The following is a 16,121-nucleotide window of genomic DNA, read 5'->3' as shown; positions in this document are numbered from 1 at the left end:
CACGCCCGCCGTCGCCGGCCTCGTGGCCCCCCGGGTGCCCCGCCAGGAATGCAGGCTCGGGCCGGAGCCCATACCGTCGAAGGCAACGACCAGCAGGCCCCCACCGGCCGCCGGGCGGTCGACGAGGGCCCGTCCGACGCGGGAGGGGCCCCGCGGGACTGCCAGGCCACTCAGGGAGACGCGCATGAGTCGCGCCAAGCGCAGGACCCGTAACACCTCCCGCAAGCGGGTGACGCCCCGGCTCGACGACACCGTCGGCACCCTGGACGAGTCCCGGTCGGCCGCCGGTCCCGGAAACGCGGCATCCGGCGAGAACGGCGGCGAGCGGACGGCGGCCGTCCGTGCCGCATACCGCCAGGAGGGCGAGCGACGGCTCCGGCGCGGCGGCTCCGCACGGCCGCCCCACACCCCGGCCGAGCCCCACACCCCGGCCGAGCCCGGCGTACCGGCCGAGCCCGCCCAGGACGGCGTCGCTCCCGCCGGACCGGTGTCCCCGCCCGCTCCCGCACTCGGCCCCCGCGCCGACGGCCCGCGGCCCGGCGAGGCGCCCGGTCCGGCCCCGTCCACCGTCCGCGACCGGCTACCCCGGCGCCCCGCGCGAGGCCCCTCGTCCCGGCCGCGGACGATGCGGATGCGCATATCCGAGGCGGAACCCTGGTCCGTCACGGTGATGAGCTTCCTGCTCCTCGGAGGCCTCGGCATCCTCACCGTCGTCGCCTCGGTCGCCGCCTGGGGCCTGGCCGCCCTTCTCGCGCCGGACGCACTGCCCCGGCTGAGCACGTTCCTGACCATCGCCTTCAGCGTGATCATCCTCGAAGTCGTCCTGGGCTCGTGTCTGGCGGCCCTGACGACCTTCCTGTACAACCTGACCGCCCCGTACAACGGCGGTCTCGAAATCTCCCTCACCGACGACCTCGGCCCCACCGAGGCGGGTGCCAAGGCCCAACTGGCCGTGGACCGCGCCCACATCCGGGCCCGCCGCTACCTCCGCGCGCACACCCCGGCCCGGGTCGTCGACGCGGTGCGCCGCCTGTCGGCCGGATACGTCTCTCTGCTGAACAGGGCCGCCTCACTGTTCCGCAGGCCGCCCTCCGACCGGCACCCGGAGCCGGTCACACCGGCCGACCAGCCGGCCCCTGTCACCCCGGAGGCCGGTCCGGGGGAGTGAGACCCCGCCCCTGACCCGGGATCCGGTGCGCCGCTCCCGGTCAGGCGCCCTCCAGCGAGACCACGGTGGCGTCCGTGCCGCCCTGCGGCGTCTCGAAGCTGACGGTGTCGCCGACCCGGTGTCCGAGCAGTGCCCGCCCGAGCGGACTGTCCTCCGTCACCAGGTTCTCGTCGTCCGCGGAGGCGATCTCGCCGATCGCGACGCTCTGCACCGCGCCGTCCGCGAACCGCACGGTGACGGTGGAGCCGACGCCCACCACGCCCGCGGGGGCCGGCCGGGCGACGGCCGCCTGGTGCAGCCGCAGCGTGATGTCCTCGATACGGGCGTCCAGGCGCCGCAGGTCGTCGGCGCGCTGCAACTCGTCGGCCTGGTCCGCGTGGTCGCCCGGCGCGTCGTCGCCGACCAGCGTCGCGGCGACGTCCCGCCGCTCGGCGTGCAGATCGGCCAGCTGCTGCTCCAGCGCGCGACGGCCCTCGGCGCTGATCGGTTCGGGCCCACCCATGGCCGCTCCTTCGGGGACGGGACGACGGACGTCGCGCTCTGATCACCGACTGTACCGATTTTACCGACTATGTCCCTCGCGGGGTCAGCGCAGGAAGCCCTCGTAGTTGCGCTGCTGGAGCTGGCTCTCGATCTGCTTCACCGTCTCCAGGCCGACACCCACGATGATCAGGATGCTGGTGCCGCCGAACGGGAAGTTCTGGCTCGCCCCGAACCCGACCAGCGCGATGGTCGGCACCAGGGCGATCACGCCCAGGTACAGCGAGCCCGGCCAGGTGATCCGGTTGAGCACGTACGACAGGTACCGCGCCGTCGGCCGCCCGGCCCTGATGCCCGGGATGAAGCCGCCGTACTGCTTCATGTTGTCCGCGACGTCCTCCGGGTTGAACGAGATGGAGACGTAGAAGAACGCGAAGAACACGATGAGCAGGAAGTACAGCACGATGTAGACCGGGTGGTCGCCCTTGGTGAGGTTCTGGGCGATCCACCGCTTCCAGACCGAGTCCCCGCCGGAGAACTGCGCCACCAGGGCCGGGATAGACAGCAGCGAGGAGGCGAAGATGACCGGGATGACGCCCGCCTGGTTCACCTTCACCGGGATGTAGGTCGAGGTGCCGCCGTAGGCCCGGCGGCCGATCATGCGCTTCGCGTACTGGACCGGGATCCGGCGCTGGGCCTGCTCGACGAAGACCACCAGGCCGACCATGGCGAGCCCCACGACGATGACGGAGCCGAACTCGATCCAGCCGCCCGCCAGGGTGCCCTGCTTCTTGATGGCCCACAGCGCGGACGGGAAGGAGGCGGCGATCGAGATGAACATCAGGATCGACATGCCGTTGCCGATGCCGCGGTCGGTGATCAGCTCACCGAGCCACATGACCAGGGCGGTACCGGCGGTCATGCAGATCACCATGGTGACGGTGGTGAAGATCGACCGGTCCGGGATGATGCCGGCGGCGACCGAGCAGCCGGAGAACAGGGCGCCGCTGCGGGCGGTGGCGACCAGGCCGGTGCCCTGCAGCACGGCGAGGGCCACCGTCAGGTACCGGGTGTACTGCGTGATCTTCGTCGTACCCGCCTGGCCCTCCTTCTTCATCGCCTCCAGGCGCGGGATGACCACGGTCAGCAGCTGCAGGATGATGCTCGCGGTGATGTACGGCAGGATGCCGAGCGCGAAGATCGTGATCTGGAGCAGCGCACCGCCGCTGAAGAGGTTGACCAGCCCGAACAGCCCCTGGTTGCCGGACGCCTCGGTCACGCACGCCTGGACGGCCCGGTAGTTGACGCCGGGGATCGGGACATGGGTGCCGACCCGGTAGAGCACGATCATGCCCAGCGTGAAGAGCAGTTTCTTCCGCAGGTCGGGCGTCTTGAAGGCATTGATGAACGCGGTGAGCACGGTGCCGCCTGCACCCCTTCGTCCTGGTCGGTCCGGGCGGCACATGGATGACCCGCCGTGCGCCGCCCGACACCTGGTCAGCCGGAATTGGGAACTTTTGGACTCACCTCTCAAAGGTGGCGTAGGCGGCTTCCTGTCGCCACTGGACCGCGGCCTTGGCGCTGGTGTCCAGGAGCCGGCGGCACTCCGCCGTCGGAGTGCGGCCGCTGCCGGGCAGCCGGCCCGCGCAGGCGGTCGCCGGGTGGTAGCCGTCGCGGGTGGGGTTGCCGCGCCACAGGCTCCGGCCGGGCAGGAACGCGTACTCCAGTGAGGCGCGGGCCAGGTCCTTCAGCTCGGGGTAGGTCAGGCCGTAGGTCTGGGCGGCGTACTGGTACTCGTGGGTGATGTCGATGCGGGAGACGCCGGGGTCGTCGGTGGCCAGCACGACCGGCACCCCGTAGGAGCGGTAGGTGGCGAACGGGTGCTCGGCGCCGCTCACCCCGAGGATCTGCGCGTTGCTGGTGAACGGGACCTCGACGGCGATCTCGCGGGCGGCCATCGTGCGGGCCGTCTGCTGCCAGCCGTCCTCGTGGACCAGGTCGACGCCGTGGCCGACCCGGTCGGTGCCGGCGACGTTCACGGCGTCCGCGATGTGGAACTTCAGGTCCTCGGGCTTGACCAGACCGGGCCACAACTCGCCCGCGTGCAGGGTGACATGGGCCTTGGGGTAGACGGTGCGCAGGTAGTTGACCATGCGCATCTGGAGGCGGTAACCGGCCAGCGAGCTGTCCCAGTCCTCGGGCTGGACCAGGTTGACGGCGACGAACCGCGAGTCGCGCTCGGCCAGCCGCATGCCGAGGGCCAGCTGGGTGAAGACGCGCTCCGGTGCGCTGCCGCGGTTGACCTGCGAGATCCAGCGGACGGTCAGCGCGCAGCCGGGGCGCGGACGGCTGGTGCCGCAGCGGGCGGCCGTCCGGAAGGCGGCGTCGCCGTCGTCGGCCTCCTTGCGGGCGTCGGCCACGACCCTGTCGAGTCTGCCGCCGGCCACGAGCTTGGCGTGCAGCGCGGCCAGGTCGGGGTCCCAGCCGACCTCGGCGGCCAGCTGCCGGGCGCCGTCGGAGGCCGGGGTGACCATGGTCTCCAGGTAGAACTGGTTCTGCGCCGCGTCCGTGTCGGCGACCTGGGCCAGCAGCTCGCCCCGGTGGCGCCAGGGCACCTCGCCGAACTTGTTGAACGTGTCGAAGAAGTGGTCGTGGCCGTTCTGGTCCGGCGGGAAGTCCTGCATCGACCAGGCGCGCACGATCGCGTCGTGGAAGTCGCGGTCGGTACGGGCGTCGGCGGCCGGACGGGTGCCCGCGCCGCACGGCGGCACGACCGCCGTCAGCGTGGCCGTGTCGATGCACAGCCCGTCCTCGGCGGCCAGTTCGATGAGGTATTCGGTCCTGACCGCACCGGAGAGGTGGTTGTGCAGGTCACCGCCCTTGGGCAGGTGCCGGAAGAAGCCGCGCAGCAGCCGGGGGTCGTGGCGGATGGATTCCAGGTAGGCGGCCGTGCGCGACTCGGCGGCCGTCATCGGCCGGGGGGCGCGCGGGACGGTCGCCTCGTGCGCGGCGGCGGGCGGCGCGGCGGACAGGGACGCGAGGCAGAGCAGCGAGAGGGCACCGAGCCCGGCGGAGAGCGCCGTGCGGCGTGCGGGGTGCGAGGCGCGAGGGCCGTGAGAGGTCGTCACCCTCCGATGATCTTCAGGGCCGCCCGCCGGTCCCGGCTGCCGCGCGGTGGGTACGGCGGAGTCACCCGCGCGGGCGCAGCCACGGCCCCGCCCCGGCCGCCGTACCGCGGCGGGCGCCGCGGCCCCGGCCGCTCAGTCCGCCGCCGGGCCCGGCCGCCCGGCACCCGCGTGCTCCGCCAGCGCCCGCTGCCGGGCCAGGTCGACGGCCGTCTCCAGGGTCTGGATGTCGTAGGCGCCGTGGTGGCGCCGGCCGTTGATGAAGAACGTGGGAGTGCCGGAGACGCTGCTGAGGTCCGCCGAGTCCACGTCCTCCGCGACCCGGGGCGCACCGCGGTGCTGCTCCAGGTCCCGCCGGAACCGCTCCTCGTCGAGCCCGAGTTCGCGCGCGTAGCGCAGCAGGTCGCGGGCGCCGAGGGCGTCCTGCCGGTCCAGCAGCAGGTCGTGCATGTCCCAGAACCGGCCCTGGCGGGCCGCGGCCTCCGATGCCTCCGCCGCCAGTTGGGCGTTCGGGTGGACGTCGGTCAGCGGCAGGTGCCGCCACACGTAGCGGACGTCCGCGTCGGTGCCCAGCAACTCCCGCACCACCGCCTCGGCCTGCCCGCAGTAGGGGCACTCGAAGTCGCCGTACTCCACCAGGGTGACCGCCGCGTGTTCGGGGCCGCGGATCCGGTCGTGGCGCGCGTCGACGGTGACCGCGAGGTCGGTCAGCGGATCGGTGTCGCCGAGCAGGGCACGGGCCCGGCGGGCGGCGGGCAGCAGGTTCATCACGCCGGTGACCGCCCAGCTCGCCGCGAAGGCGCCGACCAGGGTGGCGAGGATGCCGATGCGCGCCTGGTCCAGCTCCTCGCCCTCGAAGGCCAGCGAGGCGATCAGCAGGGACACCGTGAAGGCCGCTCCGGCGATCGCGCCGCCCGCGGTGACCGAGCCCCAGCCGACGTTGGGCCGCAGCCGCCCTCCGGACACCAGCCGCGCCGCCGCCATGGACCCGACGAGCCCGATCACCTTGCCCGCCACGCAGCCGCACACGATGCCGAGCGTGACGGGCGAGGTGAACGCGTCGGCCAGCTTCGCGCCGCTCAGTTCGATACCGGCGTTGGCCAGCGCGAACACCGGCACGATGCCGAAGCTCACCCAAGGCAGGAACTTCTGTTCCAGCCGCTCGTTCGGCGAGATCGCGGCGGTCAGGCCCTGGACGGCCGAGCGCTGCAGCTCCGGTGTGGGCTGCTCCCGGAACAGGCGGAAGAGGCGGCTGGCCTGCTCCAGGTCCTCGCGCGGCGCCGGATAGGCCACGACCAAGGCGCCGACCGCAAGTCCGGTGACCACCGGGTCGACGCCGGCCTCGTGCAGCGCCACCCACACGACCACCGACAGGACGGCGCAGTACCGTCCCTTCCGGACCCGGGCCAGCCGCAGCAGCATGATCACCAGCAGGGTGCCCACCGCCACCAGCAGCGCCGGCAGGTGGATGTCGTCGCTGTAGAAGACCGCGATCACCAGGAGCGCGACCAGGTCGTCGACGACCGAGATGGACAGGATGAACGCCCGCAGGGAGGCGGGCAGCCGTGATCCGAGCACGGCCAGGATGCCCAGCGCGAACGCGGTGTCGGTGGACATCGCCGCACCCCAGCCGTGCGCGGAGTCGCGGCCGGCGTTGAAGGCGAGGTAGATCAGCGCCGGTACGACCATGCTGCCCAGGCCCGCCACCGCGCTCAGCAGCACCCAGCGCCGGTCGCGCAGTTCGCCCATGTCGAACTCGTGCCGGGCCTCCAGGCCGACGACGAAGAAGAACAGGCTCATCAGACCGGCGTTGATCCACTCGTGCAGGGGCAGCGACAGGTGCTTCGTGTCGAACCCGATCGTGAAACGGGCCTGCCACACGGCGTCGTACGAGCGCAGGTCGATGTTGGCCCACAGCAGGGCGACGCACACCGCGCCGAGGAGGAGGACGGCACTGCCGGTCTCGGTCTGCACGAAGGAGCGCCAGCGCGTCGTGCTCCGCGTGGCCAGCCCCTGGGACGCATCGGTGGACTCATCGCCGCTCACGTGCCGATTATCGCCACGCCCGGCGCGCGACTCTCGGATTGCCCGGCATTCGGCCCGGCTGACGGCGGGTCAGCTCCGGCCCAGGAGGCGGCCGCGACGGCCTCCGGCGCGGGGGTGTGTGACTTGTCACGCGAACCCATGCCGGTCTGAGTTGTCTGCATCACAGCGGAAATGTCCTTTTGGCGGCCATGCTCGACGCGGCGCTCGGCTCCCGAAGTGGAGCCCGCGACCGGCCTCTTGGGTGCCCCTCCGTGGTGACCCAGGGCACGGCATTTGCGACATTCACCCCTTTTCGTTCGAAAGGTGTCTCATCATGGCCGCATACCTCTGTCCTCCCGCCGTCATCCACGGCGAGCACACCGTGGAGACCAGCCAGATCGTGGCGGAGGTCCGCGACCGCCATCCGCATGCGCCCTGGGCGCCGCGGGTCGACGGCATCGCGGCGAGCACGGGCATAGCGAGCCGCGGCTGGATGCTGCCGCTGGAGTCCGCCGTCGCCCCCGGCGAGGGCGGCGGCCTGCGGGGTGTCGGCCACGGCCCGGCCCAAGAGGCGCTGGCGCGCGAGGGGTTCGCCCAGCAGGACGTGGACCGCGCGATCGCCGCACTGGAGGCGATACCCGTGCCGCAGACCGTCCAGGAGCGCACCGCGCCGGCCTGGGAGGCGGTGCAGTCCTACGGGGAGCGCGCGGCGCGCGGAGCCCTGCAGGCCGCCGGCCTGGACGTCTCGGACGTCGACTGCCTGATCACCAGTCACTCCACCACCCCGGCGCTGCCGGGGCTGGACGTCGCCCTCTCCAACCGGCTCTCGCTCCGCGACGACGTGTTGCTGCTGCCGGCCACCCAGTGGGCCTGCATCGCCGGCACCCGCTCGCTGGCGCTGGCGGCCGACCTCGTGGCCGCGGATCCCGACCGGGTGGTCCTGGTCGTGATCTCGGAGGCGCTGAGCACCACCTACCAGCCCGCGGACGACACCCTGGAGTCCCTGATCGTCCGGCTGCTGTTCGCGGACACCGCGGTCGCCGCGGTGGTCACCGGCCGCCGCAGGGAGCAGTCGGTGCTGCGGCTGGACGCCGCCTGGCACCACACCCTGCCGGACACCCAGGACCTGCACCGCCTGGACACCCGGGCGGACGGCACCCACTTCGTGATGGACCGGCGCGGGCCGCGGGCCGTGCAGGAGACGGTGACCGCGATGTGGGAGTGGCTGCGCCTGCGCCACCAGGACGACCCCGCGCCCTGGCACCCCGACGTCCTGCTCGCGCACCCCGGCGGGACCCGGGTGCTGGAGTACATGGAGCAGACGATGCCCGACACGTGGCCGTCCGGACTGCTCGCCCACAGCCGGGACAGCTACACCACCGGCAACCGCGGCGGCGCCGCCGTCTTCGACATCATGCGGCGGGCCCACGCCGCGGGTCAGCGGCCGGGCAGCCGCGCGGTCCTGTACGCGGCCGCGCCGGGCCTGAGCGCGACCGCGCTGGAAGGGGAGTGGCTCTGAGGGACGGCCGCGGTGTCCGCGTCACCTCATCACCTCCGCCCAGACCACCTTGCCGGCGTCCGTCCACCGCACCCCCCAGCGGGTGGTGAGCTTGTGGACGACGTGCAGGCCGCGGCCGGCGTCGTCGAAGAGACCGCCGCGGCTCAGCCGGGGCCTGCCGTTGCCGGTGTCGCCCACCTCCAGCAGCAGGGCGTGCCCGGACCGGATCAGCCGTACCGTGACGGGCCCGGTGGCGAAGCGCACGGCGTTCGTGACCAGCTCGCTGGCCAGCAGCACCGCGTTGTCCCGGGTGCCGTCCCGGGTGCCCCAGCGCAGCAGCAGCGCGCGGACGTGTGCGCGGGCACGGGCGGGAGCGTCACGGCGGGCGGGCAGCCGCCAGGTCGCGGTGTCACCCTTGCGGTAGCCGATCATCCGCGCCAGCAGCAGCGTCACGTCGTCGCGCTCGTGCAGGGGAGCCAGCGTCGAGACGACGTGCCGGGCGGCCTGCTGCAGACCGTCCCAGGGGTGCACCGCGGACACGGCGTCCGCCAGCATGCCGATGCCCTCGTCGATCGACACGCTCGGATCCTCCACGAGACCGTCGGTGTACAGGGCGAGCAGCGAACCGGGCGGTACGTCGAACGTGTGCACGGCGAACGGCTCGCGCAGCGCGAACTCGGCGCCGAGACCGGGATGCGGACGGACCGCGAGCGTGCTCGCCCGGCCGTCCGGTGAGACCAGGACCGGGGGGAGGTGTCCGGCGCTGGACAGCGCCAGACTGTGGCTGACCGGGTCGTACAGAGCGATGCAGCAGGTCGACCCGAGGGCGCTGTACCCGGCCGCCAGCCCGGAATCCGCGTCGTCCAGCAGCGTCACGGTCTCGTCCAGGCGCTCCAGCACCTCGTCCGGCGCCAGCCCCGCCGACAGCAGGGCGCGGGCCTCCATGCTGAGCTGGCCCATGGTGGCCGCGGCTCCCAGACCATGACCCACGACGTCTCCGACGACCAGCGCGGTCCGGCCGTCCGGGAGCGGGAAGCTGTTCACCCAGTCACCGCCGACGCCCGCGCTGTCCGGTGTCGCGGGCTGGTACACGCTCGCGATCTCGATCGTGTCGCCGCCGGCGCGGGGCAGCAGCCTGCGCTGGAGCGCCAGCACCTGCTTGTGCTCACGCTGGTGCTGACGGGCCAGGTCGACGTGGTGGGCGGTCCTGGCGACCAGTTCCTGCAGGTCGAACAGCTCACTGTCGCGGAAGGGGCTGTCGGCCCGCCGCCAGACCTCGGCCACGCCCAGCACGACGGGCGGCGAGCCGTCCAGGACCAGCGGAATGCACGCCACGCCGGCCGACCGGTCGCCGGGCACCAGCGCCCGCATGACCCGCGGGCTGCCCAGGACCCGCTCGACCGCCTTCCGGTCCGGCATGACGATGGTCTGCGGTGTGTCGTCCCGCCGTACCGCCTGCGCCAGCAGCCGGCTCGCGTCGCTCGGCAGGTCGTCGCCCGGTGTCACGTAGCCCTCGGGCCACACCCGGTCCGGCACCAGGGCGGCCCGCCGCAACCGGATGCGTCCCTGTGCCTGCCCGGTGACCCCTTCGCCCGTCCACACCGTGAAGTCGAGGTCGACGGCGGCCACGTCGCCCCACGCCAGCAGGGACTCCGCCAGCGACTGCGCGGTCTCGCCGATGTCCAGGGACGTGCCGATCGCGGTCTCGGCCGCGTACAGGTGCAGCCGCGTGGCCATGGCGATCAGGGAGACGGTCAGCCCCTCCTGGGGCGCCGCCGCGGGCAGGATGCTCAGGGAGACCACGAGCTCCGAGCCGTCGTCGCGCCGCAGGCGCTGGATCCGCGCGACATGCGCCTCACCGGTCTCCAGGACCTGCCGCAGCCGCCGGGTGACCGTCGGCACGTCCCCGGGCGGCAGCAGGTCGACGAAGGGGCTTCCGGGCACGGCGTCCAGACCGGCGAACACCGGGGCGTCCAGGTTGCGGCGCAGGACCAACAGGTCCTTGTCCAGGTTGACCACGCCCAGGATCCGGTCCTGACGCCCGGACTCCGGCAGGTCCTCGGCCGGCTGCGGGCGTGCGGCGCGCTCCGCGGGCGCCTGCGGGACGTACCGTCCCAGGGCGCTGCTGACCATGTCGAACGGCGAGGAGGACGAAGGGGTGGGGGAGGGCGTGGAGTCCATACGGCTCCCTCAGCAATCACCGACGCGGCACCGGGGCCGTGGGCCGGCCCGGAGACGGGACCCCGAGACCGCCGACCGCACACCTCACCGGGCATCGCGGCGGGCCGCGCCGCCCGCACCGGCCGATCGCGCGCCCGCGCCTCGCCGCGGCCCCGCGCCGGGTGCACTCCGGCGGGAGGCTGCTCGGGACCGCCGACGGCTCACATCGGGAAGATCCGCGCGATGAAGTACGCGGCCACGATCGCGACGCCGATGAGGATCAGCCCCAGCCACAGGCCCGGGTGCTCCCACGCGCCGCCGTCCGCGCGTTCCTCGTGCGCCTCCGCCGTACAGCCTTCGGCCGGCGGAGTCTCCCCAGGGGGGACGAGTGGATATGCCATGCGTCCATGGTCGTACGCGGCGGTCGGCCCCGCACCCCGGCCCGCGCGGGCCAGGCCGCGTCCCGCAGCGCCGGCACTGGTGCCGGCGGGCCGGATCGGACAGGCTGCGGCGCATGGACTGGATGCCCCTGCTCTCCACCCTGGCCGGTGCCACCATCGGGATCGCGGCCACCCTGATCGCCGACCGCAACCGGTGGCGGCGCGAAGAGGACAGACACGCGTGGGAGATCCGGCGCGAGGCGTACACCGTGTACGTCTCGGCTCTCAAGGCCGCCGGCGAGGAGATACGGGCCGTCGCGCTGGGCGATCACCTGACCGCGTCCACGCGGGACGCGGCCGTACGGGAGGCCGTGCGCGGCAGCGGCGTCTACACGGCGAGCGAAGCCCTGTGGCTGGTGGGGCCGACGCGGGTCGTGGCGGCGGGGAACGAGGCGTTCCACGGGCTGCGCGCCCTGCGCGACGCCTATGCCCGCGGTGTCGCCGTCGGCTCGCCCGAGGAGGCGCCCCTGGTCGCGCGGCGGCGGGCCGCCATGGCGCGGATGCGGCAGGCCATGCGGGAGGACCTGGGCATCGGACCGCTCGGGATCGAATGAGCGCCGCCCCTCCCGGTCACCGGGAGGGGCGGCGCTCGGTGGTGTTTTCTAGCCCCAGCTGATGGCGGTCGGCCTCGGTACGGACCGCAGGCGCCGCCTGCCGAACCGGACGTCCCAGCCGTCGTCCCGCCGGGTCAGCAGGAACGCGCTCAGGGGCGGCACGGTCAGGTGCCAGAAACCTCGCGCCGGTACCGCCATGGCCCCGACGAGCACGGCCCGGACGACGGCCGCCTCGGCGATGGCCACCGCGCGCCCGGTGTCCGGCGCCACGCCGCTCAGCCAGTCCGCCGCCCGGCGGCAGAGCTGTCGTACGGACTCGCCGTCGTGCGGGGTGGCGTCCGGGTCCGTGCGCCAGGCGCTGAACCCGTCGGGATCGGTCGCGGCGATGTCACGGACCGCGCGGCCCTGCCAGGTGCCCACGTCGAGATCGCGCAGCAGCGGCTCGGACGACGCCACCAGGCCGATTGCGTCGGCCGTCTCGGAACAGCGGATCGACGGGGTCCGCACGGCCGGCTGATGCGGAGAGAGCACTGCTCTCGCATACCCGGCCATGTTCATGCCGTGCTCGCTCAGGTGGGCGTCGCCGAGCAGCGGGTCCACGGTGGCGTCGCCGCCGGGGGCGCACAGAAGCGTCAGGTGGATCGACATGGGACTACCCCTTTCCTGGCCGGATCTGGCTGCCGACGGGGCGAGCCCCGTGCCCTCCACCTTCGGGCCCGGCGCCGTCCGGCACTATCCCCCAGGTGTCCGAAGCCACCCCGCCGACCGGCCGGGCGGGAGCGGCGGCGGGGCCCGGATTCAGCGGTGCGGCTCGTGGGGCAGTTCCAGCCGCAGCTCGTAGCCGCCCTCGGCCGTGGGGCCCGAGGTGACGGTGCCGCCGAGGAGCTCCGCCCGCTGGGCCAGTCCCGCCAGACCGTGGCGGGCGCTCGGCAGGACGAGCGCGCTGCGGGTGGGGGCGGTGTTGGTGACCGTGGCGCGCAGCGAGCCGTCCCGGAGCCCGATCCGGACGGTCACGCGGGCGCCGGGAGCATGCTTGCGGACGTTGGTCAGCGCCTCCTGCACGGTCCGGTAGACGGCGCGCTGCACCGTGGGCGGCAGCTCCTCGGGCAGGTCGATCTCCAGCTTCGCCTCGATGCCGCCGGCCTCCAGCAGGTGCTCCAGGTCGGCGAGCGAGGGCTGCGGGGTCAGCTCGGTGGGCCTGCTGCCCGACGCCCGCAGGACCCCGACCATGTGCCGCAGCTCCTCCAGGGTCTGCACGCTCAGCCGCCGGATGGTGGCCGCGGCGTGCCGCGTCTCGGCGTCCCGGCCGCCCACCTGGAGCGCCCCGGCCTGTACGGCGATGAGACTGACCTGGTGGGAGACCACGTCGTGCATCTCCCTGGCCAGCTGGGCGCGCTCCTTGGCCAGCACGCTCTGCGCGGTCAGCAGCCGCTCCTGCCTGCGGGCCTCGGAGATGTCGGCGATCCGCAGCGACAGCTCGCGCCGGGCCTGCACGAGCTGGCCCAGGAACACCGGAGCGGCGGCGGTGGCCAGGGTGTAGCTGAGGTGGAACACGTTGTTCGTCTGGGACAGCTCCGTGGCGTCCAGCGACGACCACGGCCAGGGCAGGAAGTCGATGATCGCGTAGATGAGCGCGCAGGTGCCCAGCAGGAGGCGGTGGCGGTTGAGGGAGGACAGCGTGTACAGCGCGACCATGGGGGTGACCACCGCGTCGGTGACCAGGCCGGTGGGGAGGGCGAGGACGAACGTCGTCAGCGGCATCCGGTGACGCAGCGCCAGGCCGAGGGCGCCGACGACCGCGCAGGCCGTGGTGAGCCGGTCGGCCAGATCGACGTGGGCCCAGGCGTCGGCCAGCGCCACCGCGACGACGGCGATGTCCGCGAGCGCGGCCCGTGGCTGCCGGCGGTTCACCGCGCCCCCTCGTCCTGCGCGGACGCCAGCAGCCCCGCGCGCTCGGCGATCAGGGCCGCCTGGACGCGGGTGCTCACCCGGAGCTTGCCGAGCACGTTGGTCACATGGCCCTTGATGGTCCCGGTGCTCAGATGCAGCCGTTCGCCGATCTCGTTGTTGGCGAGCCCCTCCGCCATGAGGACGAGCACGGCACGCTCGCGTTCGGTGAGCCGGGCGGTGAGCGCGAGGGCGGACGGCTCACGGACGGTGTTGTCGAGGAACCCGCCCACCACCAGACGCGTCACCTTGGACGACAGCACGGTCCCCGACTCCGCCAGGTCACGCACCAAGTAGGGGAGCTGTTCGGGATCGGTGTCCTTGAGCAGGAATCCGGCGGCGCCCGAACGCAGCGCGGTCGCCACGTACTCGTCCGTGTCGAACGTGGTGAGCATGGCGACCACCGGCGGCTCCGGCATCCGGCGGAGGTCGGCGAGGATGGTGAGCCCGTCAACGTCGGGCATCCGGATGTCCAGGAGGACGACGTCGGGGCGCAGCTCCCGCGCGCTGTGCACGGCCTGGCCGCCGGCCACCGCCGCGACCACCTCGATGTCCTCCGCCGATTCGAGGATGTGCGTGAACCCCGTACGGATCAATGCCTCGTCGTCGACCACCAGCACCCGGATCATGTGCGCTCCGCTCCTCGCATGCCCCGGTCGATGCGTACCCCGGCGGTGCCCCGCGGCCCGACGGCCGCCTCCCAGAACCCGCCGGTTGGCGGCGCGACCTCAGCCGGTCGGCGGGCCCCCGCCCGCCGACACGACGTCGGCCGTCGTCTCGGGTCCGCGGCACCGGTCCTTTCCCTGGCCGGTGCCGGCTCGCCACCGGGCGGAGCCCGGCCGCTCACGCGGCGGCGTTCGCTCACCGACAGGGCGACGGGTCCCGTCCGGTGACCATGGCGGTGCCCGACCGCCGACGGGGGAGAGGCGCTCGTCCACCGGCGGGGCGGCTGCTCCCCGTTCGGGAACGTGCGGCCTGCGCCCCCGGTTCACCCGCCCGCGGCTCACGTCCATGACCGGGGCGGCCCGCCGCCGACCGGACGGGGCTCGTCAGCCGCCCGGTCGCCCGCCGATCCGCGCGATCGGCCCGCCCTCCCGCGCGAGCAGCACCTCGCCACCGCTCCACCGGCCCCTGTCCACAGGCGGCGCACGGCGGCTGTCCACCGACAGGCGGCTCCCGCCCGGCGACGGTGCGGCCCCCGCCCCCCCCGCCCCTCGCCCTCGCGGTGGCCGACCGTCGCCGCGAACCGCGTGGGCGGCCCGTCGTGGCGGAGCCGGGTCCTTCCCGGCCGTCTCACTACGCTGAGCGCGGGAGACGGACGAACCTGGACAGATCGGGAGACCATGGCCCTGGAACTCGACATCGACCGCATCCGCCGGACCGTCGAGGAAGGCGTCCGCGACAAGGTCTGCCCGGGCGCCGTCTGGGCCGTCGGCGACCGTTCGAGGAACATGGTCCTCGGTACGCCGGGGGTGCTGGATCCCGACCGGGCCGACGAACCGATGCGGCACGACACCGTCTTCGACGTCGAGGGGCTCACGGAGATCCTCGCGGTGTGGTCGTCCGTCGGATGCCTCGTCGAGGCCGGTGAACTGGACCTCGACGCGCACCTCGGCGACTTCTGGTCCGAGGTGCGCGGCCGCCCGCTGGGCCGGGTGAGCACCCGCGACCTGCTCACCCACACGGCGGGCGTCCCGCTCCGGGGCAGCCTCGTGAGCCTGTACGGCACCGACCCCCGGGACGTCCGCGACGGCATCCTCCACGACGCCGTGCGCCGTCCGCCGGGGCAGGCCGTGGAGTACACCGAGCGCGCCGCCCTCGTCCTCGGCCGGCTCGTCGAGGAACTCTCCGGCCGCGGCCTGGACGCGCTCGCGGACACCGAGGTGTGGCAGCCCCTCGGCATGACACGGACCCGCTTCGGCCCGCTGCCGCGGGAGACGGCGGACCGTTGCGCGCCGACCGCGGTGGACCGGCACACCGGGATCCGTCTGCGGGGCACCGCGCTCGCCGCGTCGGCGCGCCTGCTCGGCGGGGTGTGCGGCGCCTCCGGGGTGTTCACCGTCCTTCCCGACCTCGCGGCGTTCCTCCGGCACCTGCTCCAGCCGGGGCGGGGCGAGGCACAGCCCGGTTTCGGCGTGGCCTGGGTCCAGGAGTCGCTGCGCCCGCAGACCGGTGAACTCGCCCCGGCAGGCGGCCTGTTCTGGCGTCTGGCGCCGGGAGCGGCGGCCGGGGCCGACGACGTCTGGGAGCCGCACGGCTCCGGTGCGGCCACCGCCTGGCTGTCTCCCCGGCAGGGCCGCTGGGCGGTCCTGCTGACCAACGCGTCGTACTACACCAGGGATTACGGCTCCCTCGTCCCCGTCCGCGACGCGTTCCGCTCGCTGGCCTTCGCCTGAGCGCACCCGGCCCCGGCGCGAGGTGGTGAACGGGCCGTCCCTCCGCGCCGATTGCCGCCGCCTTCGTCACGGGTGTGGCGCGTGCTCACTCGGCCCCGGGTTCGGAACCGGGGCGGACATAGGCGCGGACCCGGAAAGCACGCGTGCGTTCTCGCCGGGTTCACGGCGACGAGTGGGAAAGCTGGGACCGGGGGAGAACAGTGGTTCCGCTGGATTGTCGACGTCGAGCCCTTTTCGGAAAAAAGTGGTCGCACGCCTTTTATTTCGGATCGAATTCAGAGCGCCATCAGGTCGAACGGTCGGAGTATTTCGGGCGTGTGTCGGCCAC

At 73.6% G+C, this 16,121-nt stretch carries 13 protein-coding genes; 4 read left to right on the top strand and 9 right to left on the bottom strand.

The annotated features are described in order from the left end of the window. Window positions 1-184: 184 nt before the first annotated feature. Window positions 185-1,168, top strand: coding sequence for a DUF3566 domain-containing protein (locus tag ACIQOE_RS40235; RefSeq protein ID WP_401417047.1), 984 nt, complete (start codon window positions 185-187; stop codon window positions 1,166-1,168). Window positions 1,169-1,208: 40 nt separating this feature from the next. On the opposite strand, the gene ACIQOE_RS40230 is transcribed toward ACIQOE_RS40235, so the two are convergent. The 4 genes from ACIQOE_RS40230 to nhaA form a co-directional block, all read right to left on the bottom strand. Beyond that, window positions 1,209-1,670 carry a GreA/GreB family elongation factor gene (locus ACIQOE_RS40230; RefSeq protein ID WP_351324654.1) on the bottom strand — a complete coding sequence of 154 codons (462 nt, stop codon included), beginning with the start codon at window positions 1,668-1,670 and terminating at the stop codon, window positions 1,209-1,211. A gap of 84 nt (window positions 1,671-1,754) precedes the next feature. After that, on the bottom strand, window positions 1,755-3,068 hold the full coding sequence (gene secY, locus ACIQOE_RS40225; protein WP_351324652.1) for a preprotein translocase subunit SecY: 1,314 nt from the start codon (window positions 3,066-3,068) through the stop codon (window positions 1,755-1,757). Between the two features lie 103 nt (window positions 3,069-3,171). After that, window positions 3,172-4,776 (bottom strand): adenosine deaminase, encoded by a 1,605-nt coding sequence (locus tag ACIQOE_RS40220; protein WP_365562390.1) that lies wholly within the window; start codon window positions 4,774-4,776, stop codon window positions 3,172-3,174. Between the two features lie 132 nt (window positions 4,777-4,908). Then, the gene (gene nhaA / locus ACIQOE_RS40215) at window positions 4,909-6,819 is read right to left on the bottom strand and encodes a Na+/H+ antiporter NhaA (RefSeq protein WP_401417045.1); all 1,911 of its coding nucleotides are present in this window, start codon (window positions 6,817-6,819) and stop codon (window positions 4,909-4,911) included. A 313-nt stretch (window positions 6,820-7,132) separates the two neighbouring features. On the opposite strand from nhaA, the gene ACIQOE_RS40210 reads away from it, so the two are divergent. After that, window positions 7,133-8,317, top strand: coding sequence for a type III polyketide synthase (locus ACIQOE_RS40210; protein ID WP_399009106.1), 1,185 nt, complete (start codon window positions 7,133-7,135; stop codon window positions 8,315-8,317). 21 nt (window positions 8,318-8,338) lie between these two features. Here ACIQOE_RS40210 and ACIQOE_RS40205 read toward each other — a convergent pair whose 3' ends face one another. Then, the gene (locus ACIQOE_RS40205; RefSeq protein WP_401417043.1) at window positions 8,339-10,477 is read right to left on the bottom strand and encodes a SpoIIE family protein phosphatase; all 2,139 of its coding nucleotides are present in this window, start codon (window positions 10,475-10,477) and stop codon (window positions 8,339-8,341) included. Between the two features lie 200 nt (window positions 10,478-10,677). Beyond that, window positions 10,678-10,857 carry a DUF6480 family protein gene (locus ACIQOE_RS40200; protein WP_351324644.1) on the bottom strand — a complete coding sequence of 60 codons (180 nt, stop codon included), beginning with the start codon at window positions 10,855-10,857 and terminating at the stop codon, window positions 10,678-10,680. 113 nt (window positions 10,858-10,970) lie between these two features. On the opposite strand from ACIQOE_RS40200, the gene ACIQOE_RS40195 reads away from it, so the two are divergent. Continuing rightward, window positions 10,971-11,450 carry a hypothetical protein gene (locus tag ACIQOE_RS40195; RefSeq protein WP_401417042.1) on the top strand — a complete coding sequence of 160 codons (480 nt, stop codon included), beginning with the start codon at window positions 10,971-10,973 and terminating at the stop codon, window positions 11,448-11,450. Between the two features lie 48 nt (window positions 11,451-11,498). Here the strand turns inward: ACIQOE_RS40195 and ACIQOE_RS40190 are convergent, their stop codons facing one another. The 3 genes from ACIQOE_RS40190 to ACIQOE_RS40180 all read right to left on the bottom strand — a co-directional run bounded on the left by ACIQOE_RS40190 (window position 11,499) and on the right by ACIQOE_RS40180 (window position 14,026). Continuing rightward, window positions 11,499-12,098, bottom strand: a complete 600-nt coding sequence (locus ACIQOE_RS40190) for a histidine phosphatase family protein (RefSeq protein WP_351324641.1) — start codon at window positions 12,096-12,098, stop codon at window positions 11,499-11,501. 150 nt (window positions 12,099-12,248) lie between these two features. After that, window positions 12,249-13,361, bottom strand: coding sequence for a sensor histidine kinase (locus ACIQOE_RS40185; RefSeq protein WP_401417040.1), 1,113 nt, complete (start codon window positions 13,359-13,361; stop codon window positions 12,249-12,251). Next, on the bottom strand, window positions 13,358-14,026 hold the full coding sequence (locus ACIQOE_RS40180; protein WP_351324638.1) for a response regulator transcription factor: 669 nt from the start codon (window positions 14,024-14,026) through the stop codon (window positions 13,358-13,360). The genes ACIQOE_RS40185 and ACIQOE_RS40180 overlap by 4 nt, the downstream gene beginning before the upstream one ends. A gap of 714 nt (window positions 14,027-14,740) precedes the next feature. Here ACIQOE_RS40180 and ACIQOE_RS40175 point away from each other — a divergent pair. After that, entirely contained in the window at window positions 14,741-15,793 is a 1,053-nt protein-coding gene (locus ACIQOE_RS40175; RefSeq protein WP_401417038.1) for a serine hydrolase domain-containing protein, read from the top strand. Window positions 15,794-16,121 lie beyond the last annotated feature (328 nt).

It is taken from the genome of Streptomyces sp. NPDC091282 (assembly GCF_044757385.1).
Lineage (GTDB): Bacteria > Actinomycetota > Actinomycetes > Streptomycetales > Streptomycetaceae > Streptomyces > Streptomyces gramineus.
Note: the sequence above shows the minus strand (reverse complement) of the source record. Positions and strands in the feature narration are given on the sequence as shown.

Bases quoted from the DNA above. Each gene is read 5' to 3' on its own strand.
- ACIQOE_RS40235 (WP_401417047.1), top strand. From the start codon at position 185: ATGAGTCGCGCCAAGCGCAGGACCCGTAACACCTCCCGCAAGCGGGTG.
- ACIQOE_RS40230 (WP_351324654.1), bottom strand. From the start codon at position 1,670: ATGGGTGGGCCCGAACCGATCAGCGCCGAGGGCCGTCGCGCGCTGGAG.
- ACIQOE_RS40210 (WP_399009106.1), top strand. From the start codon at position 7,133: ATGGCCGCATACCTCTGTCCTCCCGCCGTCATCCACGGCGAGCACACC.
- ACIQOE_RS40205 (WP_401417043.1), bottom strand. From the start codon at position 10,477: ATGGACTCCACGCCCTCCCCCACCCCTTCGTCCTCCTCGCCGTTCGAC.
- ACIQOE_RS40200 (WP_351324644.1), bottom strand. From the start codon at position 10,857: ATGGCATATCCACTCGTCCCCCCTGGGGAGACTCCGCCGGCCGAAGGC.
- ACIQOE_RS40195 (WP_401417042.1), top strand. From the start codon at position 10,971: ATGGACTGGATGCCCCTGCTCTCCACCCTGGCCGGTGCCACCATCGGG.
- ACIQOE_RS40190 (WP_351324641.1), bottom strand. From the start codon at position 12,098: ATGTCGATCCACCTGACGCTTCTGTGCGCCCCCGGCGGCGACGCCACC.
- ACIQOE_RS40180 (WP_351324638.1), bottom strand. From the start codon at position 14,026: ATGATCCGGGTGCTGGTGGTCGACGACGAGGCATTGATCCGTACGGGG.
- ACIQOE_RS40175 (WP_401417038.1), top strand. From the start codon at position 14,741: ATGGCCCTGGAACTCGACATCGACCGCATCCGCCGGACCGTCGAGGAA.